Here is a 20,671-nt window from a genome sequence, read left to right on the forward strand (position 1 = left end):
CTACTCAATGTCTGAACCATTATTAGTTACACCTCTACATGCTTTACATATTGAAATGGGCGCAAGAATGGTGCCTTTTGCTGGTTATGATATGCCTGTGCAATATGCGTTAGGTGTTAAGAAAGAGCATTTACATTGTCGTCAATCGGCTGGGTTGTTTGATGTATCGCACATGGGGCAGTTAAGGCTAACGGGTGCGAATGCAGCGAGCAGTTTAGAAAAGCTTGTGCCTGTTGATATTGTTGATTTGCCAGTGGGTAAACAACGTTATGCATTTTTTACCAATGAGCAAGGCGGTATTAGTGACGATTTAATGGTAACTAATTTTGGCGATCATCTATTTGTGGTTGTTAATGCTGCCTGTAAAACGCAAGATATTGCACACTTGCAAGCTAACCTCCCTGATGATATTAAATTAGAAGTGATTGAAGATAGAGCGTTATTGGCTTTACAGGGACCTAAAGCTGCAGACATTTTATCTGAGCTAAATGTAAGCGTTAGTGACATGGTGTTTATGGATGCTGTTAAGCTTGAATTAGTTGGGGTGGAATGTTACGTGAGTCGATCTGGATATACGGGTGAAGACGGTTACGAAATTTCAGTACCTGCTGAACAAGCTGAAGAGTTAGCTCGTGTATTATTAGCAAAAGATGAAGTTGAATGGATTGGCCTAGGGGCACGTGATTCATTACGATTAGAGTGTGGATTATGCTTATACGGCCATGATCTTGATGACACGACTACTCCTGTAGAAGCAAGTTTGTTGTGGGGTATTAGTAAAGCGCGACGTGCTGATGGTATTCGTGCAGGTGGCTTTATTGGTAGCGAAATCATCTTAGATCAAATAGCAACGAAACAAGTGAGTCGCAAGCGTGTTGGTTTAGTAGGGCAGTCAAAAGCTCCCGTGCGTGAAGGGGCTGTGTTGTTTGATTCTGATGACAATGAAATTGGTATAGTAACCAGTGGAACATTTGGGCCAACTAAAGGCCTACCTGTTGCCATGGCTTACGTGAAAACAGAGTATGCAGTGCTAGAGTCAGTCATATATGCAGAAGTACGTGGTAAAAAGCTAGCGATGACTGTCACTAAAATGCCATTTGTTGAACAAAGTTATTTTCGTGGTTAAGCCTATGTAGCCTATTGCTATTAAGCCATTATTAACTCAAATCATATTATAAAAAGCAGGCATTAGTCTGCTTTTATATTTTAAAGGCAATAAATGCCATTCTGTCTGTGCTGTTTGTCATAATTTCAACTGTATCTTTATTAATGGTTGCATTTAATATGTACTGTTACTTTTATATTCACGGGAAAAAGTTAAATGAAATTAGATATTTATGTTGTTGATGCATTTACTGAACAACAGTTTAAAGGCAATTCAGCAGCAGTAGTGCCTTTAACAAAGTGGATTGACGATGCCTTAATGCAAAAAATTGCTATCGAAAATAATTTGTCTGAAACAGCCTTCTTTGTGGAAGTTACAAAGGGGTGTTATGAAATTCGTTGGTTTTCGCCTTTAACTGAAATAGATTTTTGTGGACACGCGACATTGGCGAGTGCGTTTGTGCTTTACCATCATTTGGCTATTACAGGTGATATCGAGTTTGTTACCTCACAAGTGGGCAAATTAACAGTGCAACAACTTGATGATCAACGCATTGAAATGAGCTTTCCTAATCAGTCTCCGGTGTTGTTAGATCAGCCACCAATGGTTTTAATTGAAGGTTTATCCATTAAGCCTTTACAGGTACTAAAAAACCGTCAAGCTTATGTTGTTGTACTCGCTTCAATGGATGATGTATTAAACATAACTTATCAGTCTCACCTGTTAGAGCAGTTAGCGCCTTTTGATGTTGTTGTTACTGCTAGTAAGCAATGCCAAAATCACAAAGACCTAGCCCAATATGATTTTATTTCTCGTTATTTTTGGCCTGCTAATGGTGGAGATGAAGACCCTGTTACTGGCTCTATTCATGCGTGTCTTGCCCCGTACTGGGCGAAAGTGTTAAATAAACAATCTCTAGTGGCTTTTCAAGCGTCACAAAGAGGTGGCACATTGTATTGCAGCATTAAGGGGGAACGAATCTTAGTCTCTGGTTATGCGGTATTATACTTGAAGGGTAAAATAATTGTTTAAGTGATGTCACTTAGTGGTTTGTGGGATATATTGTAAAATAGAGGGTTAATGCGGTTAGATAAATTTGTCATTAAAAGTACTGAACTTACCAATCAACAAGCCAAACAGGTTATAGAAGCTGGTGATGTGATGGTTAACGGTGAAGTTGTACAACAAGTTGCGCAGCAAGTACATGAGAATAATCTCGTGGTCTTTGCAAACCAACGTTTGGTAGCAAGGCCATTTCGTTATATGTTGATGAACAAACCTGCTAATACTATTTGTTCTAATGTTGATGAAGTGTATCCGTCTGCCTTAAATCTATTAACTGAAGATCGATGTACTAATGGTTTGGAGACGTTGAATGTAAACAAACTGTATTTAGACGAACTGCATATTGCAGGACGGTTAGATGCAGACACCACAGGTTTAATTTTGATTACTGACGATGGCCGTTGGACCTTCAGCATTACCTTACCCACTAATTTATGTCCTAAAGTTTATCGAGTGACTTTATCTAAACCTTTTAAGTCTGAATTAATTAAAACATTTAAATATGGAATTCAATTACAAGGTGAACAGGAGTTAACACAACCTGCAGTCGTTGAAATAATAACAGAACAACAAGTATTGTTAACCATTACTGAAGGTAAGTTTCATCAAGTTAAGCGGATGTTTGCGGCAGTGGGCAACCGTGTTGTTGGCTTACACCGAGAACAAATAGGGCAAGTTAAACTGGATGTAGAGTTAGGACAGTGGCGTTATCTAACACCACTGGAAGTGAGCTCTTTTTAAGCTAGGATATAATCGATTGCGGCTGTAACCGCACAGACTTGTGCTTTATTACACTCTTCGGAGGTGGCTTTTTCACTGTCTGGGTATACTTCTGTTGTGGTGGTATAAGGGGCATTGGTCATACCTGCACATAAACGCAGTGATTTAACCGCATAGTTAATTATACCTTCACCTTCCTGTTTTGAGCCTATGATCTCTCCCTTTGAGTCAGCAGGTGCAATATGAGTGACTTTTTTCACTGATTCAATGATCGCTGTTTGGAAAGCGACTTGTTTATTTTCACTGTCACCCACTAAATAAAAGCCATCTGGAATTGAACCTGGTATGTAATCATCACCATCTCGAGCGGCGAGAGCTGGCCTAAATTCACTTTCATCTGAATCTGTAGTTTCGTGTAAGTCGATATGTAGCGCAATTTCACCATCTAATGAGGCAACAAATTGCATTGCTTTGGCAGCCTCTTCACTAATACTATTTTCAACAAAAGAACGATTTGGATCCACGGCGTAGGGATTCCAACGTAAAATATGCTCATACCCCCAAGGGCTGATGCAAGGAAGGACGGCAATATTACATCGTCCTTCATAATTTTTCGCTTGCTCTTTTAAAAAGGCTATCGCACCATGAACACCACTTGTTTCATAACCATGGACACCGCCAGTGATCAAAATGATAGGTTTGCTGTTATCCCAATTTAAAGAAGTTAATGCGTAAAGCGGGTATTGCGTTGGGTTAATCGTTAATTCACCATACTGAGTTAAAGTAAAATCAGCATTTAACGCTGTTAATTCACTGACGACTTGTTGCAGATATGAACGTGATTTAACCGTTTGATTAAACCATTGTTGTTTCTCTTTGTCTGACCATGGCACCCCTGAATTTCCAATGGGGTAAAATGTATTTTCTGTCATATCATTTCCTTATCGTTTTATTGGTATGGCACAGCTTGTCAATAAATCATCTTACTAGTTGAAAGTACAGGAGACTTTAATGTATTACGGCGAAAAGTTTAATAGTATTACACATTTAATCGGCGCTATTTTAGCATTAATTGGTTTGGGCGCTCTGTTAACTATTGCATTACAACAGGATCATTGGCGAATTATTGTTGGTTTTAGCGTCTTTGGTGCGACCTTGGTTTTGCTTTATACCATGTCCACGCTATATCATAGTTTACAGCCGGCTAACCTTAAAAAGATCTTTCAAACTCTAGACCATGTCTGTATTTATCTGTTGATTGCTGGGACTTATACGCCATATATGTTGTTGTCTTTACAAGGGGACGATGGGTTATTGATGTTGTCAGTTGTATGGGGACTGGCGTTTTTCGGTTTAATCATGGATATTGTGATTAAACAGAGAATAGAGTGGTTACAAATTTTAATTTATCTCGCCATGGGGTGGGTTTGTGTTTTCAAGTATTCAGCCTTGATGAAGGTTATTCCCGGCGGAGGTATTATCTGGTTAACAGTTGGAGGTGTAGCCTATACGTTAGGGGTGATATTTTATGTACTGGATGACTTTAAAAAGCTAAGGCATGCGCATGGTATTTGGCATCTATTTGTTTTAATGGGGTCGATTAGTCACTTTATTTCCATTGCTTTCTACGTGAGATAATTTTTGATGTAATAGAGGGCAATAAAGCCCTCTATTATGGTGATATTTTACGGTTAACTTTTTCTACGCAGTTTTAGTTTGCGAAGCGGTGCTAACTGTCTTGCTTTTAATAGTTTCAACCTTACGTTGTTTTTCATACAAGAAGGTTAATACATCTGAACGTAAACGATTGTAATGTGGGTCCTTAGATAGACTTAAGCGGTCGCGAGGACGCTCCAAATCGACTTCTAATATTTCACCTATGGTCGCACTTGGCCCATTGGTCATCATCACAATTCTATCTGACAATAGTACAGCTTCATCCACATCATGAGTGATCATAATTACGGTGTTGTTTAATTCATTTTGAATTTCCATCAATGAATCCTGCATGTGTGCACGAGTCAATGCATCTAAGGCACCAAATGGCTCATCCATTAGCAATACTTCTGGTTGCATCGCTAGAGCGCGAGCAATACCAACCCGTTGTTTCATGCCTCCAGAAATTTCGTTTGGGCGTTTGTACATAGCATGATCCATGTGCACTAATTTCAAATTGTGCTCAATCCATTCTTTCTTTTCTTGTTTACTCATTTTTGAACCAAAAACCTGTTCAACGGCTAGTTCTACATTCTGATAAGCCGTTAACCAAGGTAGTAATGAATGATTCTGGAAAACAACAGCGCGCTCTGGACCTGGCTCTGTTACTTCTTTACCACTTAAAATAACACCACCAGTCGTTGCTTGATAAAGACCTGCAACTACATTTAATACTGTTGATTTGCCACAGCCTGAGTGGCCGATTAATGAAACGAACTCACCTTTTTTAATTTTTAGATCAACATCTTTTAGCGCTGTAAAACCGCCTGTTGGTGTCGGGAAAACCATGTCAATATGGCTTATATCAAGTAATGTGCTCATTTTTGTTCCTTACATTTCTAATGTTGCTACTGTTATGCAACGCTTATTAAACTGTTGTTGCAGATTTATCCCAAGATGCAAGGCGCTGTAGCTGTAACATGCCTCTATCTAAGATAAAACCAATGAAACCAATCACGATAACTGCTGCCATAATGCGCGCTAAAGAATCTGAACTGCCGTTTTGGAATTCATCCCATACAAATTTTCCTAGACCTGGGTTTTGCGCTAACATTTCTGCGGCAATAAGTACCATCCAAGCCACACCAAAAGATAAACGCATACCGGTAAATATCATTGGCACAGAAGCTGGTAATACAATTTTTCGAATATGCGTCAATATTGGTAAACGTAAGACACGACTTACATTTTTTAAGTCTTGATCCAGCGATGACACACCAATAGAGGTATTAATTACCATAGGCCATAAACTACATAATGTTACAGTTAGTAGTGAATTAACAAATGACTTTGATACTAATGGGTCGTTCGATACATAAAGTGCACTCACGACCATAGTAACCAGTGGTAACCAAGCTAATGGCGAAACCGGTTTAAATATTTGAATAATAGGATTGATGGCTGAGTTAAGGTTTTTACTTAACCCCATGGCGATACCTAATGGAATAGCAATAATTGCTGCTAGTAAGAAACCACTTGTTACGGTAATTAAACTGGTGATGATCTGATCTAAAAAGGTTTCTTTACCAGTATATTTTCTAATTTTTGGGACATAAGTAGGATCTGATTCTATTCGTTTTGCATTACGAATTTCTTGGCGCTCGTAAAATTTTTCAGCTTTATCTCTTTCCGCAGTATGTTCATTATAGAGGGAGCTAAATTGGTTAAGTACTGCATTTGGACCGGGGAATTCACCTAATGAAGTATGTATATTTTTTGCTGCAATACTCCATAACAACAAAAAGACCATGATACCTAACAATGGTAGGGCAAGTATCTTCGTTGCACTTTTAACAAACTGTTTTAGCTTCACGTTTGTTGGCGATGAAAGGGTTGATTTGCTACTTACTGAGCTAGTCGTCATTATAACTATTCCTTGTTTAACGCTTTATACTTAGGTTCTATCTTGTCTAAGACAGAACCTAAGATGCTTACCAATCACCTTCAACTAAATGTATTGATTGAAAGTGATTGGTCTTACTTTCTTAACTGTTTATTACTTTACCTAAACTTAATTTAGAGCTTGTCGCTCTTTTTAAGTCCAATTTCAAATGCATCGATGTAAGCATTTGGTGTGTTGCCGTCATACACTAAATCATCGATAAAGTGTTGTTGAGGTGCTCGGTAACCTGTTTCTGTAGTGAAATCAGGAAAGTCTTTTGCATCTGCCATTTTTTCGTCAATTAAGGATTGAGCTGCAACTTGATAGATGTCAGGGCGATATACTTTTTTCGCTAAGTCCTTGTACCAATCATCAGATTTCTGCTCTGAGATTTGACCCCAACGACGCATTTGCGTTAAGTACCAAATTGCATCTGAGTAGTATGGGTAAGTTGCATTGTGTCTAAAGAATACGTTGAAATCAGGGACGTCACGTTTATCGCCTTTTTCATATTCAAATGTACCTGTCATGCTGTTTGCAATTACTTCATAATCAGCGCCTACGTAGTTAGATTGCGAGAGAATTTTCACAGCGGCAGGACGGTTAGCATTGTCATTCTCATCTAACCACATTGCTGCACGTATTAATGCACGGGTTAGTCGGATAGTCGTATTAGGGTATTTCTCAGCAAACTCAGCAGTTAAACCGAATACTTTTTCTGGGTTGTTTTTCCATATCTCATAATCGGTGACCACTGGTACACCAATACCTTTAAATACAGCTTGTTGGTTCCATGGTTCACCTACACAGTAACCATAAATGGTGCCAGCTTCTAAAGTCGAGGGCATTTGTGGTGGTGGAGTGACCGACAAGATAGCATCCCCATCAATATGACCGCTGGTATCGCCTTTGTGTGGTGCGTAGAAACCTGGATGAATACCACCAGCAGCTAGCCAATATCTTAGTTCATAGTTATGTGTGGATACTGGGAATACCATGCCTAAATTGAAGGGCTTTCCTTCAGCTTTATATGATTCTACTACTGGCTTTAATGCATCTGCTTTAATAGGGTGGACAGGTCTACCATCGGCTTGCTTAGGAATATTAGGCTTCATTTTTTCCCAAATCTCATTTGAAACAGTAATCGCATTACCATTCAAATCCATTGAGAAAGGGGTAATGATATGTGCTTTAGTACCGAAGCCCATGGTTGCTGCTATTGGCTGGCCGGCTAGCATGTGTGCACCATCTAAACTTCCATCAATCAAGCCATTTAATAGCACTTTCCAGTTTGCTTGGGCTTCAATGGTTACGTACAGCCCTTCATCTTCGAAGTAACCATTTTCATAAGCAATCGCAATGGGTGCCATATCGGTTAATTTAATAAAACCAAATTTCAGTTCCTCTTTTTCTGGATAGCCTATTTTATCAGCTTGAGAATAAGAGATAACAGTTGCCGAAATTGCAATGCTCAATGCTAGCTTTTTAGCGACAAACTTAACTGGTTTAATCCAACTCATTATAAAATCCTTTTATTGTATAGTCGTTTTTTATGCAAAAAAAAGCGCCCACTAATCACCTAAAATTTTAGGTAATTAATGAGCGCCGTTGCTCTTTAGAGCATAAACATCTTTGTCTATGCTTTGATAGCCTTCACTATTATTAAAAGTAAAGGATATTTCTGTTTACCTTGTTATCGCCGTTGATAACAAAATTACACGGTAAAATTGTGAATATTTATCTGATACTTTGAGGTTACTTCATGTTGTGCTCGAGCATGTTATAAACTTCAATTATGTTTTTTGAAATAGCTGCTAATGATTGTCCATTATTCATTGCCATATTCCGTAATAACTTAAAAGCTTGTTGTTCAGTTATTTGCTTTTCTTGCATGATATAACCTTTTGCTCTTTCTACTATTTTTCTATCTGCCAATTGCGTTTTGGTCTTCTTAAGTTCTGCGATTAACAATTGGCGTTGGTTAAAACGCTCTATAGCCACATCGATAAGACAGGTTAATCTGCTCATTTGTATATTGCCAACGATATAGGCACTGACGCCTGCTTTTAATGTCGATTGAATCATTTCTCGTGCATCTTGCTGGGCAAAAACTAATACAGGTAAGGGTGCTAGTTTATCGATATTGGAGAGTTCTTTTAAAATATGATTACTAGGAGTATGTGTGTTTATGATTATTATGTCGGCGCTGATATCAGTGCAAGTAGATGAAATAGCTTGTTGGGTATCAATGTGTAAACGAATAGTATAATTGAGGTGGATGAGGTAACTTTTCAATTCAGAATGTTGATTAGGCCTGTCTTCTATTAATAATACAGTAAGGTTAGGTCGAGAATTGGTTAACGCGTCCATTGCTATTACCTCCATTAAAATCCATTTTAACATTTAATTAACAAGGTTGTTCTTCCTGAAACATAGCACGATGAATGCCATGTTTTAAATTCTTTTTAAAATCATGCGTTTAATCTTAATTCGGTATTTTAGATTCACCTTTTGATGAGTGATTCCGCACCATCATACGACAAAAAAATGTTTACGCACTAAATCAGGGCATTACTCATAAAGAATAAGTTGTTTGTCTATTTGTTGCCTTCTTTGTTGCGTGTAAATTAAGCTAACAAGCTGTGTTTATCAGTATTTCCGGTTCAATGTAGATGACTTTATTGATGGATAAGGTAATATCTCGCACTTTTATTTTTCGCATTAGGAATTTTTATGACAGCTGATTTTATTGGAATCGATTTTGGAACAAGTAATTGTGCAGTTGCTGCGCTAGTTGATAATTTACCGACCTTAATTGTTGTTGATGAAAACAGTGAAAACCCTTACAAAATACGTTCTGCAATTTATCTTGCCCACGATGAGTCTGGTGCTGATAGCCATGATGCCAAAGCTAATGAACAGACATTAAATGATATGTTATCCGCTGGAGAGATCTTATTTGGTGAACGAGGGTTTAACGCCTTTTTAGAAACGCCTCATGAAGGAAGGTATGTGAATAGCCCTAAAAACTTTCTTGGAGCTAAAATCCCAAAGCGTCTGTTAGATAGCTTTGAAACCTTAGTGGTACGTTTTTTATCTTATTTAAAACAGTGTGCTGAAAAGCAGTTATCACAAGTGATTACTAAAGCGGTGATTGCTCGGCCAGTTAACTATCATTCAACTATGGGTGAATTGGGTAATCAACAAGCAGAAGCACTTATGTTACGAGCAGCGCGCAAAGTAGGCTTTACTGAGGTCGATTTCATACACGAACCTTTAGCAGCAGCTTATCATTTCGAACAAAGTATTAATAAAGTAACAGATGCGATGGTTGTGGATTTAGGTGGTGGTACTTCAGATGTTACTTTCTGCCAGTTAAGTCAGGAAAAAGCGACTCAATTAGATAGAGCTGCAGATATATTTGCTACTAAAGGGATTAGACAAGGTGGGATTGTATCTGATAAGTCATTAGCTGCAGGCATCGTTTCCCCATTGTTTGGTCGTGGTGGCCGTACCGAGACTGGACGAGCCATCCCTAATATGTTGTTTTCAGGTGTTTACGATATCGATAATATTCCTCTAATGGGTGAGTTTTATTCACCTGCACGGGCTAAATTGATCTCAGAATACATTTTTGAAAGTGAAGACCCATTACCGTTAATGCGATTACAACGTGTACAAAAACAACGTTTAACGCATCAATTAATGCATGCTATTGAATCTGCAAAAATCAATCTGAGTAATAAAGATCAGACAGAGCTATCCTTGTCGTTTATAGAAAGTACCTTGAGTTTGACCGTTGAACGTCAACAAGTCTCTGAAACTATGGTTAATTGGTTGGATAAAATGTTTGTGATGATCGATGAGGCCATCACAGATGCAGGTAAACACCCCGAAATCATTTACTTGACCGGTGGTATGGGGCTATCACCGCTCGTTCAAGAAGCACTTGGACAACGTTATTCTGATGTTGATATTAATGTTGCCGATGCATTCAGCTCAGTTGTATTCGGTGCTTTAATAAAAGCACAGCGATTATATGCCTAATATTGAAGCTACCTCTTAATAAGTGATTTTAAGGCTAAATAGCTTTCTTAAACATTGCGCTTAACAGAAATAGTCAAATTATGTTAAATAATTATTACTATTGACATATAAGGTTTTTTCGTTAATCCAGATATAATTATGTTTGGACAATGATAATAAGGAACATAAATATTATGGAAATCATAATAATGTTAAGGAGTAACGATGAGTTTTAAATATTGGATGATATTAGCATCAACTGTTGTAGCACCACTTGCGTCGGCAACGACTATCACATTTGATGAATTAGATAACGGGACACGTGTTGATGATGAATATTCATCATCTTATGGTGTGACTATTAATGGTTATAATGTAGATCAAAAAGAGTCTAACTTAGCAGTAGTATTTGATACTTCTTTAAACAAGACAGCCGATCCTGACTTAGAGTCACCTTTTACAAATGTTAATAACTCGAATTTAGGTATTTCTGATCCTGGTAATGTGCTCGTTATTCATGAAAACCCAAGTACATGTGATGCATCTACTTGTAGTAACCCTGATGATGAAGGAAGTCGTCCTGCGGGATATTTCACGATCGATTTCTCAGAAAGTGTTACGTTAAATAGTATTGACTTCTTTGATGTAGAATATGATGAATCAACGAGTAATAATGCCATTCATTTATTTGATATTGATGGTGATGAACTAAGCATTGATGAATTCTATACACCTTATACCGGAGGTAATAATACTTGGGACCGTTTGTACTTTGATGTGGCGGATGTTTACTCAATTGAAATTAACTTTTTCGGGTCTGGTGCACTTAGTAATATCGACTTTACTAGCGCAATAACTTCAGTACCTGAGCCAACCACACTTGCAGTGTTTGCGATGGGGTTAATTGGCTTAGTGAGTGCGAGACGTAAACAGCATAATAGCTAAAAAACAATAATAATCATTCTCCTATTTAAGGTCACTTCGGTGGCCTTTTTTATTGTTTGAGATAAAAATTCCTATCTTCCTAACAGTCCCCTTGATAATGATGGGTTCTGACTCATTACACTATTTTCAATGGGTGAATTTCCACCCATTAGTATATCGCCAGTCGAATTAAAATTCTTTTAAAGCTCGCTTAAGTACCGTAAATACTAGCGCGAACACCATTTATTAATGTTGGCCTGAGCATTGCTATACCTGTTCTATATTAACAAAATTTGTGATCGGTTCGATCACTTAATAAAAGCCGCGCATTACTGCGCATCATATGGATATAGGAGCTTCACATGTTAAAAAAATTCACTGTTATTTCACTATGTAGTGCTGCATTGCTATCAGGAACACAAGCTTATGCAAATTGTGACCCAGGCGAAATGGTTATTAAGTTTAGTCATGTTACCAATGCAGATAAACACCCGAAAGGGGTAGCTGCTTCACTATTAGAAAAGCGTGTAAATGAAGAAATGAACGGTAAAGCCTGTATGCAAGTGTTCCCTAATTCTACATTATACGATGATAATCAAGTGCTAGAAGCTTTGTTAAATGGGGACGTTCAATTAGCAGCGCCTTCTCTATCTAAATTTGAAAAAATCACTAAGAAGTTCCGCATCTTTGACCTTCCATTCTTGTTTGATGATGTTGCCGCTGTCGATCGTTTTCAAAACTCTGATGCAGGTGACAAATTGAAGAATGCAATGAACCGTCGAGGTTTAAAAGGCTTAGAGTTTTGGCACAACGGGATGAAGCAATTATCGGCGAATAAGCCATTATTATTACCTGAGGATGCCAAGGGGTTGAAATTCCGCGTACAAGCCTCTGACGTATTGGTTGCTCAATTTGAACAGTTAGGTGCGAACCCTCAGAAAATGTCTTTTAAAGAGGTTTACGGTGGTCTACAAACTAAAGTTATTGATGGTCAAGAAAACACATGGTCAAACACGTACGGTAAAAAATTCTTTGAAGTGCAAGATGGGGTGACAGAAAGTAATCACGGCATCTTAGATTACTTAGTAGTCACTTCCGGCGATTGGTGGGATGGATTACCAGATGATATGCGTGAACAACTCGCGACTATTTTAAAAGAGGTAACAGAAGTACGTAATAGCGAATCAACAGCAGTTAATGAGTTAAATAAACAAAACATTATTAAAGCGGGTGGCGTGGTGCGCACTTTAACGGCTGAGCAACGTCAACAATGGGTAACTGCATTAAAACCAGTTTGGAAAAAGTTTGAAAAAGATATTGGTAGTGATCTGCTTGAAGCAGCTCAAGCATCAAATAATTAATAATCTTTAACTTGAGCATCCTTGTAAGATTCACTTACAAGGATGCCATTTTTCAAGGTTGTCATTGCAGAAGGAGTTATTAATGACAAATACGCTATTTACTCGAGTTGGAAAAATAACAGATCATATCGAAGAGACATTAATCGCTGTTTTTCTAGGGTTGATGACACTGTTAACTTTTGCCAATGTAATTGTCCGTTATGTATTCAATGACAACATATTATGGGCATTAGAGCTGACTGTGTTTATGTTTGCATGGATGGTTTTGGTAGGTGCTTCATATGGTGTGAAAAAACATTCCCATATTGGTGTTGATGTAGTTATAAATATTGTTCCTGCTGGGTTGAAAAAAACCTGTGCGCTATTGGCTGTGGCGACTTGCCTATTCTTCTCAATTTCACTATTGATTGGTTCTTGGAATTATTGGGTGCCGTTTATTACTGACCGTGCTTGGTATGAAACAGAAGATATTCCGATGCCTGATATTCTACAGTTCTTATCTGATTGGTTTAACGAGGGGGAACGATACGAAAGGTTACCTCGATTCATTCCTTATTTTGCATTACCACTATCAATGGCGTTAATGACCTTTAGGTTTTTACAAATAGCTTGGAACATTATTAACAACTCAGCCGACAGAATGATTGCAAGTCACGAAGCTGAAGAAAAAGTTGATGCATTGCATGACCAAGAAAACAATGTTGAACAACAAGTCATTATTCAAGGTAAAGACAATGAAAGGGAGAAAAGTTAATGGCGATGTTAATGCTGTTTATTATGGTAATTATATTGATGGTGATTGGTGTACCTATTGCTATCTCCTTAGGTGCTTCTAGTATTGTCTTTTTATTAATTCACTCTGATGCTTCTCTAGCGTCGATTGCACAAACTTTACTTAATGCGTTTACAGGACATTACACCTTATTAGCCATTCCTTTCTTTATTTTAGCTTCTAGCTTTATGGCCACTGGTGGCGTAGCTAAACGTATTATTCGTTTCGCTATCGCTTTAGTAGGTTCACTTCGTGGCGGATTAGCTATGGCATCCGTGGTTGCTTGTATGATGTTTGCAGCTTTATCTGGATCTTCACCTGCAACCGTTGTCGCAATTGGGGGAATTGTTATTGCTGGGATGGTAAAGAATGGTTACACCAAAGAGTTTGCCGCAGGTGTTATCTGTAATGCGGGAACGTTAGGAATTCTCATACCACCTTCTATTGTAATGGTTGTTTATGCAGCAGCGACTGATGTCTCTGTTGGCCGTATGTTCTTAGGGGGTGTTATACCAGGGTTATTAGCTGGACTGATGCTGATGTTAGCTATCTATATCTATGCTCGTTATAAAAATATCCCTGCACAACCATTCGTGGGTTGGGGTGAAGTGTTTAATTCCGCAAAAGATGCTGGATGGGGATTATTACTGATTGTTATTATTCTTGGAGGTATTTATGGCGGTGTATTCACGCCTACTGAAGCTGCCGCTGTAGCCGCTGTATATGCCTTTATCATTTGTAATTTTGTTTATAAGGATATGGGACCGTTAGCGGAGAAAGAGCCTGACCATAAAAAACGTAAAGCATATTGGTTAAAAGCAATGCATGTGTTTTGTCACGAGGATACACGTAAAACGCTTTATGAAGCGGGTAAACTGACTATTATGTTAATGTTTATTGTTGCTAATGCCTTAATTCTTAAACACGTACTGACTGAAGAACGTATTCCTCAGATGATCACTGAGTCTATGTTATCGGCAGGACTTGGACCCATTGAGTTTTTGATTGTGGTTAATCTGCTGTTACTGGTCGGCGGTCAATTCATGGAACCTTCCGGTTTGTTGATAATTGTTGCGCCTTTAGTGTTTCCTATTGCAATTGCTTTAGGCATTGATCCAATTCATCTTGGCATCATGATGGTAGTGAACATGGAAATAGGAATGATCACACCACCAGTGGGGCTAAATCTATTTGTGACTGCGGGAGTGGCTAAATTGTCCATGATGAAAGTAGTCAAAGCATCATTACCTTTAGTGGGGGTTATGTTTATCTTTTTGATTATTGTGACTTATGTGCCGAGTGTGTCGACTTGGTTACCTAATTTAATGATGGGGCCTGAAGTGATCACTAAATAATACTACAGAATGCTTACCACACTGTTTATGATTATATGCTGGAACTTACAATTCCAGCATTTTTATAAGAGAAAGAAGGACACACTAAAGAAATAATTCCAGATTCACGATGCTAATCCACAAGCAATCAAACTATTTTTACGAAGAAGTTAGTCTTCATTTTTAAAGTTTTGTTTTTGTAAGCCGTGTTTCTGCATTTTGTCATATAGTGTTTTACGCGGTAAGGTTAATGCCTCCATGGTATTTTTAATACTCCCGTTACTCAGGCTCAAAGCTTGTTCAATAAGCGTTTTTTCAAAAACTTCTACTTGTTCAGATAAACTTAATCCTGCACTCATATTATTATTTGCGTGGTTTAAGTCTGACAAACTGCCTAATAAAATAAAACGTTCTGCAGCATTTCTTAGCTCCCTTACGTTGCCTGGCCAGTCATGACTGATTAATGCTTGTAATGAATCAGCGGGTAATGCAGGCGCTGCTTTACCGTACCTAGCTGCTGCCACTAATAAAAAGTGATGGAACAGAGGGGCAATGTCTTCTTTACGCTGACGTAAAGGTGGTAAATCTAGGGTCACCATGTTTAAACGGTAATAAAGATCCTGTCGGAAGTGTTCTGTTTCTTTTAAATCAACTTTAGTGGCTGCTATGATCCTGATGTCTAAATCGATAGCTTTATTCGATCCTACTCTTTCTAATGTGCGTTCCTGTAATACCCTTAATAACCTGACTTGTGCCTGCATTGGCATAGACTCTATTTCATCTAAGAATAGGGTGCCACCTTGTGCATATTCAAACTTACCAATACGTTGTGAGTCGGCACCAGTAAATGCGCCTTTTTCATGGCCATATAATTCACTTTCAATTAAATTTTCAGGGACTGCGCCACAGTTTACTGCTACAAAGTTATGACTACTACGTTGACTTTGCTCATGCAGGGAGCGAGCGACTAACTCTTTGCCAGTTCCTGTTTCACCGTATAAGAGTATATCGGCATGACTATCTGCAACTCTATAAATCATTTGTTTTAAGGCAATAATACTTGGAGTGTTACCTATGATTCTGGGGCCTAGAGTATCTTTACTTTGAAGTGCTTTTTTTAATTCGCGGTTTTCTAGAGTCAATTGCCTTTTTTCAATGGCTTTACGAGTTATTTCAATTAATCTATCTGACGCAAAGGGTTTTTCTATAAAATCATAGGCTCCATTTCTAATGGCTTCTACGGCCATAGAGATATCACCATGGCCAGTAATTAATACGACCGGTAAATTTGCATCTTTTTGTTGAAGTGTGTTTAACAATTGTAAGCCTGTGATGCCGGGTAAACGGATATCAGAAATGATCATTAACGGTAATGTACTTTGCATTGCAACTAATGCCGATTCTGCATCGGCAAAACATTGCGCTTCTATGTTGGCTAATGCAAAACTTTGTTGATGAGCGATACGCATATCATCTTCATCATCAATAAAAAATATCATTGATTTGGCTCCTTAATATTATTCGAGTTGAGCTGTTGATTAGGCATATAAATAGGTAGGCTAACAGTGAATTCAGCACCTTGCTCTTGTCTATTTCGAGCGGTTAACTTGCCTTGCATATTATTGATAATTTGTTGGGAAATAGATAACCCTAAACCTAAGCCAGTTTCCTTAGTGGTAAAGAAAGGTTCAAATAAACGTGGAAGGTGGTTTATATCTATGCCTGTACCTTCATCAAGTACACTTATCGTTGCCTTATGTTTTGTGTTAGTAAGACGCACTTTTATTTGATTTTGTTGGGTGTTTTGCATCGACTGTAAAGCATTTGATAGTAGATTAATGAGTATTTGCTCTAATTGAATTGCATCTGCTTTGACATGGATAAAATGTGTTGGCATATCTAATACGAGTTGTACTTGTTTGTTTTTAAATTGCGCTTTAAGTAATTCCTGTGCTGCTAAGATAATGGGTTGTAATGCAACAATTTGCAGTTCACCATCAGACTTCCTTGCAAAGGATTTTAGTTGTGCACTAATTTTGGCCATGCGTTCGGTTAATGAGGTAATTCGCATTAAATTTTCATGTACGTTTTCCAGCTTATCTCTTTGTAGAAAAATAATCGCATTGTCTGCATAACTTCTTATCGCTGAAAGAGGGTTATTAAGTTCATGACTAATGCTGGTGGACAATTGTCCTAATACAGCTAATTTTGCAGATTGTATAAGTTCTTTTTGTGTGGAGCGAAGGGCACTTTCTGCTTTATGTCTTTCTTCAATTTCGGCTTGTAGTGCAGAGGTTCTTTCTAATACTGTCATTTCTAGGGTTTGCTTAGTTTTTGCTTCAATGCGTGCTTGTTCTTGATGTCTATGTAATTGTTGTTTGATAATGATTAGTGATAAATAAATTAGTAAATATACCAGGGTAATTATCAACGTTAAGATCAGTAAGTCGATGATAATAGGTGCAATTGGAGCGAAGACTCTCACCGTCCATTGTTTATCTTCAGATACCGTGAATAGTGATAAATAGTAGTTAGAAAAGGCTTTTTTATTGGCCAATGTAAGTATGTTTGCTTGTTTTTTTAGATCGCCATAAATAGGGGGCAGAGATTTTATAATACGTTGTAAATATCGTTTTTCCTGTTTGATCATTGATCTTTGCTGTGGAGTTAATGGCGTTAAGCTATGAAATAACCAATCCTCTCTGGATGATATAAACACTATACCATCGTTATCAGTGACTAAAAAATGTTGCTCTTTACCTACCCAGTCTTTTTCAATTAACGATAAGTCCATTTTAACGACGATCACACCAATCACTTGTATCCCATTATGAACTGGGTATGAGAAATAATAACCTCGTTTGCCTGATCGTGAGCCTAAGGCAAAATATTGGGCTTGTCTTCCCTGTATTGCTTCATTGAAATAGGGGCGGAAATTAAAATTGTTGCCAATAAATGTGGTTTCTTTTTGCCAATTACTGGCCGCAATCGTTGTTCCACTTTTATCGAGTAGATAAGTATCTGAGGCGCTGACAATGTGATTGATAGACTCTAAGTGTTTATTGGTACTATCGATAACGGACTGATTATCAGGAAATTGAAACGCTTTAAAAATAACATCTTGACGAGATACTAATTGCGGAATGAACGAATAATGGCCGAGCTGACTGTCTAAGTGACGTTTAAAACGTTCAAGCTGTTGCTGGTTACTAATTTGTAGTGACTGATAGCTAGTTTGCCAAAGGGTATGAAGACTAATCACCAATGTCATGCAGTAAAATATAAAACATAGGGTATTAATGCGACGTCCTAATGGCATGGTATTTAATGTCACTAAGGTATTCCTTATTCAAAAACTTTGGCTATTTAATTTACCCTAATACACTAAGTTTTATTGTTTCACGACGCTTAGTTTTATATTTAATTTGTTGATAATTATGATAATGTGAGAAAGACCTAGTTTATTAATTTGATTGATTATAGAGGGCCGTAAATGCAGTTCCCAGAATTATTGTTAGATAAATCCTTGTGTAAAGTAAGAACCATCACGACTTTTCTTAAGTTTGATTTTGACCAAAGGAAATGGCCGAGCTTGATTGAGCAAGCCAATAAATTTTGTGTGTCTCTAGCAGATGATTTCAAGAGTCAGGGATATCAAGTTCAATCTATTCGCATTGTCACTAATGCTTTTTCTGAATATATCGATACAACTAATTTGACTAGTGCTCAAAATGATTTACGTAAACTTAATACTATTTTAACTCATTATCAGGGCAGTGGGCTTAGGTTAAGATTTGCCATTGGCGAAGCTAAAAATGCTCATGAGTTAAGCTTAATTCCTGAATTGATAAAAGAGTTTGGGGATTTATGTAATGTATGTGTGAATATCCCTGCTGATCAACATTTTTTATTGGATAAGAAATTAATTGACGAAGCGGTGAAAACAGTTCGCAAAATTAGTGATGTGACTCCAAGGGGAGAAGGTAACTTTAATTTTACCGTTAACTTTAATTGCCAGCCACTTATTCCGTATTTTCCTGCTAGTTATGTTGATAGTGCTCATACAAATACGTTTGTGATTGGCTTAGAAACACCTGATTTGCTTGTTGCAACACTCAAGGCCTTTAATTCACTTAACTCAACACTTGAGCGTCAAACATTATATGAAGGCTATCACCAGGCATTAGTACAACAAATACAGCAACATGTTGATCAGCTTCAAAAAATAATTGATGGCATTGAGGAAATACCCTATCGTTTTGCAGGCTTAGACAGTTCAGCCGCACCTTCTAAAAATTGTGCGAGCATGACGGAAGTTTACGAATTAATGGGGGTTGAATACTTTGGAGCGGCTGGCACAGTGGAAGCATCTTCGCTATTAACCAGGGTGTTTAAATCTATTAAGACTATGCCGCTGGTGGGCTTTTCAGGGTTAATGTTAGCCTTAACAGAAGATCGTGGGTTAGCAGTTGGTAGTCATGCCGCAAATTTTGATATTCGCGCATTATTAACATACAGTGCGGTGTGTGGAATTGGTTTAGATACAGTACCTATTCCGGGTAACACACCAAGCCATAAGCTATCTGCTTTAATGTGTGATACTGGGACGATGGCCTTCAGATTAAATAAACCATTAACCGTTAGAGTGTTTCCTGTACCAGGGTTGGTTGCAGGGGATACTACCTCATTTGAAAGTGATGATTTGTGTAACTGTACGGTACTTGCAGTACCCTAAGGACAGAGTATGCCAATAACCATATACGGAGATAGCCTTTCAGGTAACTGTTATAAAGTGAAATTATTATGCGCTTTATTACAAATTAAACATGATTGGGTAGAAGTTGATATTTTAAAAGGGGAAACCCGAACTGATCATTTTTTAGCCATGAATCCCAATGCTAAAATTCCATTATTAGTCACTGAAGATAAACAATTTTTGTTTGAATCCAATGCCATCCTTTATTATTTAGCACAAAAAAGTGAATTATTTCCTGAGTCTCAATACCAACAAGCCATTTGCATGCAGTGGATGTTCTTTGAACAATACAGCCATGAACCTTATATCGCTGTAGCGCGGTTTATTCATAAATATTTAGGTAGCCCAGCAGACAAGTTGCAGGAGCTAGCGAGCAAACAAGAAGGTGGCAAAAAAGCCTTGGGAGTGATGGAAGTGAGATTGCAAGAGCATCCCTTTTTAGTAGGCGACGATTTTTCAATTGCAGATATTTGTTTGTTTGCCTATACGCATGTGGCTTATGAAGGCGGGTTTAATTTAAATGGTTATCCTGCAATCCTTGCCTGGATTTCACGTATTAAAAACCATACTGATTATATTGCTATTGGTTAATCGCTGTTAACTCGCTCTATCCTATTCAAGGCTATATCTAACTCTCTATTATATAACATTAAGTTATAAAATCTTAAACGACAGAGTAGCAAGAGTAGTTTACTATTCGCTGCACATTTCCGGTTGAATGGTTTTGTTTTACTTTAGAATCAATTATTTTGATGATTTAAACATTGATTTTACGGTAGAATTCAGCTGTTTTTCTGATAAATAATCATTTAGTTTAATTTATAAACAAAGATTGTGTTAATAGTAACAAACTGACTATGTATAAAAGCTAGATCGTTTTATTAACTGCGTTTTATCTCATTTTATTTATAAACCATTTAGATTATTGGAATAATAATTACCTCATTAAACAATAATAAATACGTTTAATGACACTTTTACTATAGCTAACACTGATAATGGTAATTAGA

At 37.6% G+C, this 20,671-nt stretch carries 18 protein-coding genes; 11 read left to right on the forward strand and 7 right to left on the reverse strand.

Going from position 1 to position 20,671, the window contains the following annotated elements:
• The first annotated feature begins 7 nt into the window (after nucleotides 1–7).
• The 3 genes from gcvT (at nucleotide 8) to AC0L3W_RS05075 (ending at nucleotide 2,911) form a co-directional block, all read left to right on the forward strand.
• Entirely contained in the window at nucleotides 8–1,126 is a 1,119-nt protein-coding gene (gene gcvT / locus AC0L3W_RS05065) for a glycine cleavage system aminomethyltransferase GcvT (RefSeq protein ID WP_290038207.1), read from the forward strand.
• 195 nt (nucleotides 1,127–1,321) lie between these two features.
• Complete coding sequence (locus tag AC0L3W_RS05070) at nucleotides 1,322–2,137, forward strand: PhzF family phenazine biosynthesis protein (RefSeq protein WP_409439507.1); 816 nt, start codon at nucleotides 1,322–1,324, stop codon at nucleotides 2,135–2,137.
• A 48-nt stretch (nucleotides 2,138–2,185) separates the two neighbouring features.
• The gene (locus AC0L3W_RS05075; protein ID WP_409439506.1) at nucleotides 2,186–2,911 is read left to right on the forward strand and encodes a pseudouridine synthase; all 726 of its coding nucleotides are present in this window, start codon (nucleotides 2,186–2,188) and stop codon (nucleotides 2,909–2,911) included.
• Here AC0L3W_RS05075 and AC0L3W_RS05080 read toward each other — a convergent pair.
• Complete coding sequence (locus AC0L3W_RS05080; RefSeq protein ID WP_409439505.1) at nucleotides 2,908–3,822, reverse strand: M14 family metallopeptidase; 915 nt, start codon at nucleotides 3,820–3,822, stop codon at nucleotides 2,908–2,910. The genes AC0L3W_RS05075 and AC0L3W_RS05080 overlap by 4 nt on opposite strands.
• Nucleotides 3,823–3,901: 79 nt before the next feature.
• Between AC0L3W_RS05080 and trhA the strand changes: the two genes are divergently transcribed.
• Complete coding sequence (trhA, locus tag AC0L3W_RS05085) at nucleotides 3,902–4,528, forward strand: PAQR family membrane homeostasis protein TrhA (RefSeq protein WP_290038201.1); 627 nt, start codon at nucleotides 3,902–3,904, stop codon at nucleotides 4,526–4,528.
• Between the two features lie 63 nt (nucleotides 4,529–4,591).
• Here trhA and AC0L3W_RS05090 read toward each other — a convergent pair whose 3' ends face one another.
• From AC0L3W_RS05090 to AC0L3W_RS05105, 4 genes are all read right to left on the reverse strand, one after another.
• A complete protein-coding gene (locus tag AC0L3W_RS05090) occupies nucleotides 4,592–5,428 on the reverse strand; it encodes an ABC transporter ATP-binding protein (RefSeq protein WP_290038200.1) in 837 nt (278 codons plus the stop codon).
• 46 nt (nucleotides 5,429–5,474) lie between these two features.
• Nucleotides 5,475–6,470 carry an ABC transporter permease gene (locus tag AC0L3W_RS05095; protein WP_409439504.1) on the reverse strand — a complete coding sequence of 332 codons (996 nt, stop codon included), beginning with the start codon at nucleotides 6,468–6,470 and terminating at the stop codon, nucleotides 5,475–5,477.
• 152 nt (nucleotides 6,471–6,622) lie between these two features.
• On the reverse strand, nucleotides 6,623–8,008 hold the full coding sequence (locus tag AC0L3W_RS05100) for a CmpA/NrtA family ABC transporter substrate-binding protein (protein WP_290038198.1): 1,386 nt from the start codon (nucleotides 8,006–8,008) through the stop codon (nucleotides 6,623–6,625).
• Between the two features lie 235 nt (nucleotides 8,009–8,243).
• A complete protein-coding gene (locus tag AC0L3W_RS05105; RefSeq protein WP_290038197.1) occupies nucleotides 8,244–8,858 on the reverse strand; it encodes an ANTAR domain-containing response regulator in 615 nt (204 codons plus the stop codon).
• A 363-nt stretch (nucleotides 8,859–9,221) separates the two neighbouring features.
• Here AC0L3W_RS05105 and AC0L3W_RS05110 point away from each other — a divergent pair, with 363 nt between their 5' ends.
• From AC0L3W_RS05110 to AC0L3W_RS05130, 5 genes are all read left to right on the forward strand, one after another.
• Nucleotides 9,222–10,535, forward strand: a complete 1,314-nt coding sequence (locus tag AC0L3W_RS05110) for an Hsp70 family protein (RefSeq protein WP_409439503.1) — start codon at nucleotides 9,222–9,224, stop codon at nucleotides 10,533–10,535.
• 204 nt (nucleotides 10,536–10,739) lie between these two features.
• Nucleotides 10,740–11,459: a PEP-CTERM sorting domain-containing protein gene (locus tag AC0L3W_RS05115; RefSeq protein ID WP_409439502.1), complete on the forward strand. Its 720-nt coding sequence runs from the start codon at nucleotides 10,740–10,742 to the stop codon at nucleotides 11,457–11,459.
• 341 nt (nucleotides 11,460–11,800) lie between these two features.
• On the forward strand, nucleotides 11,801–12,799 hold the full coding sequence (locus AC0L3W_RS05120) for a TRAP transporter substrate-binding protein (protein WP_409439501.1): 999 nt from the start codon (nucleotides 11,801–11,803) through the stop codon (nucleotides 12,797–12,799).
• Nucleotides 12,800–12,881: 82 nt separating this feature from the next.
• Nucleotides 12,882–13,553 (forward strand): TRAP transporter small permease, encoded by a 672-nt coding sequence (locus AC0L3W_RS05125; protein ID WP_409439500.1) that lies wholly within the window; start codon nucleotides 12,882–12,884, stop codon nucleotides 13,551–13,553.
• Nucleotides 13,553–14,926, forward strand: a complete 1,374-nt coding sequence (locus tag AC0L3W_RS05130; RefSeq protein ID WP_290038192.1) for a TRAP transporter large permease — start codon at nucleotides 13,553–13,555, stop codon at nucleotides 14,924–14,926. Before AC0L3W_RS05125 ends, AC0L3W_RS05130 begins: the two co-directional genes overlap by 1 nt.
• 149 nt (nucleotides 14,927–15,075) lie before the next feature.
• On the opposite strand, the gene AC0L3W_RS05135 is transcribed toward AC0L3W_RS05130, so the two are convergent.
• Nucleotides 15,076–16,404: a sigma-54-dependent transcriptional regulator gene (locus AC0L3W_RS05135; protein WP_290038191.1), complete on the reverse strand. Its 1,329-nt coding sequence runs from the start codon at nucleotides 16,402–16,404 to the stop codon at nucleotides 15,076–15,078.
• Nucleotides 16,401–18,239, reverse strand: a complete 1,839-nt coding sequence (locus AC0L3W_RS05140) for a sensor histidine kinase (RefSeq protein WP_409439499.1) — start codon at nucleotides 18,237–18,239, stop codon at nucleotides 16,401–16,403. The genes AC0L3W_RS05135 and AC0L3W_RS05140 overlap by 4 nt, the downstream gene beginning before the upstream one ends.
• Before the next feature lie 159 nt (nucleotides 18,240–18,398).
• Between AC0L3W_RS05140 and AC0L3W_RS05145 the strand changes: the two genes are divergently transcribed.
• A complete protein-coding gene (locus AC0L3W_RS05145; RefSeq protein ID WP_409439498.1) occupies nucleotides 18,399–19,640 on the forward strand; it encodes a DUF711 family protein in 1,242 nt (413 codons plus the stop codon).
• Nucleotides 19,641–19,655: 15 nt separating this feature from the next.
• Nucleotides 19,656–20,252: a glutathione S-transferase family protein gene (locus AC0L3W_RS05150; RefSeq protein ID WP_409440424.1), complete on the forward strand. Its 597-nt coding sequence runs from the start codon at nucleotides 19,656–19,658 to the stop codon at nucleotides 20,250–20,252.
• The last annotated feature ends 419 nt before the right edge of the window (nucleotides 20,253–20,671 follow it).

The sequence above is a fragment of the Psychromonas sp. KJ10-5 genome (genome assembly GCF_055808325.1).

Bases quoted from the DNA above. Each gene is read 5' to 3' on its own strand.
- AC0L3W_RS05100 (WP_290038198.1), bottom strand. From the start codon at position 8,008: ATGAGTTGGATTAAACCAGTTAAGTTTGTCGCTAAAAAGCTAGCATTG.
- AC0L3W_RS05095 (WP_409439504.1), bottom strand. From the start codon at position 6,470: ATGACGACTAGCTCAGTAAGTAGCAAATCAACCCTTTCATCGCCAACA.
- AC0L3W_RS05080 (WP_409439505.1), bottom strand. From the start codon at position 3,822: ATGACAGAAAATACATTTTACCCCATTGGAAATTCAGGGGTGCCATGG.
- gcvT (WP_290038207.1), top strand. From the start codon at position 8: ATGTCTGAACCATTATTAGTTACACCTCTACATGCTTTACATATTGAA.
- AC0L3W_RS05090 (WP_290038200.1), bottom strand. From the start codon at position 5,428: ATGAGCACATTACTTGATATAAGCCATATTGACATGGTTTTCCCGACA.
- AC0L3W_RS05135 (WP_290038191.1), bottom strand. From the start codon at position 16,404: ATGATATTTTTTATTGATGATGAAGATGATATGCGTATCGCTCATCAA.
- AC0L3W_RS05115 (WP_409439502.1), top strand. From the start codon at position 10,740: ATGAGTTTTAAATATTGGATGATATTAGCATCAACTGTTGTAGCACCA.
- AC0L3W_RS05110 (WP_409439503.1), top strand. From the start codon at position 9,222: ATGACAGCTGATTTTATTGGAATCGATTTTGGAACAAGTAATTGTGCA.
- AC0L3W_RS05105 (WP_290038197.1), bottom strand. From the start codon at position 8,858: ATGGACGCGTTAACCAATTCTCGACCTAACCTTACTGTATTATTAATA.
- trhA (WP_290038201.1), top strand. From the start codon at position 3,902: ATGTATTACGGCGAAAAGTTTAATAGTATTACACATTTAATCGGCGCT.
- AC0L3W_RS05120 (WP_409439501.1), top strand. From the start codon at position 11,801: ATGTTAAAAAAATTCACTGTTATTTCACTATGTAGTGCTGCATTGCTA.
- AC0L3W_RS05075 (WP_409439506.1), top strand. From the start codon at position 2,186: ATGCGGTTAGATAAATTTGTCATTAAAAGTACTGAACTTACCAATCAA.
- AC0L3W_RS05125 (WP_409439500.1), top strand. From the start codon at position 12,882: ATGACAAATACGCTATTTACTCGAGTTGGAAAAATAACAGATCATATC.
- AC0L3W_RS05070 (WP_409439507.1), top strand. From the start codon at position 1,322: ATGAAATTAGATATTTATGTTGTTGATGCATTTACTGAACAACAGTTT.
- AC0L3W_RS05130 (WP_290038192.1), top strand. From the start codon at position 13,553: ATGGCGATGTTAATGCTGTTTATTATGGTAATTATATTGATGGTGATT.
- AC0L3W_RS05145 (WP_409439498.1), top strand. From the start codon at position 18,399: ATGCAGTTCCCAGAATTATTGTTAGATAAATCCTTGTGTAAAGTAAGA.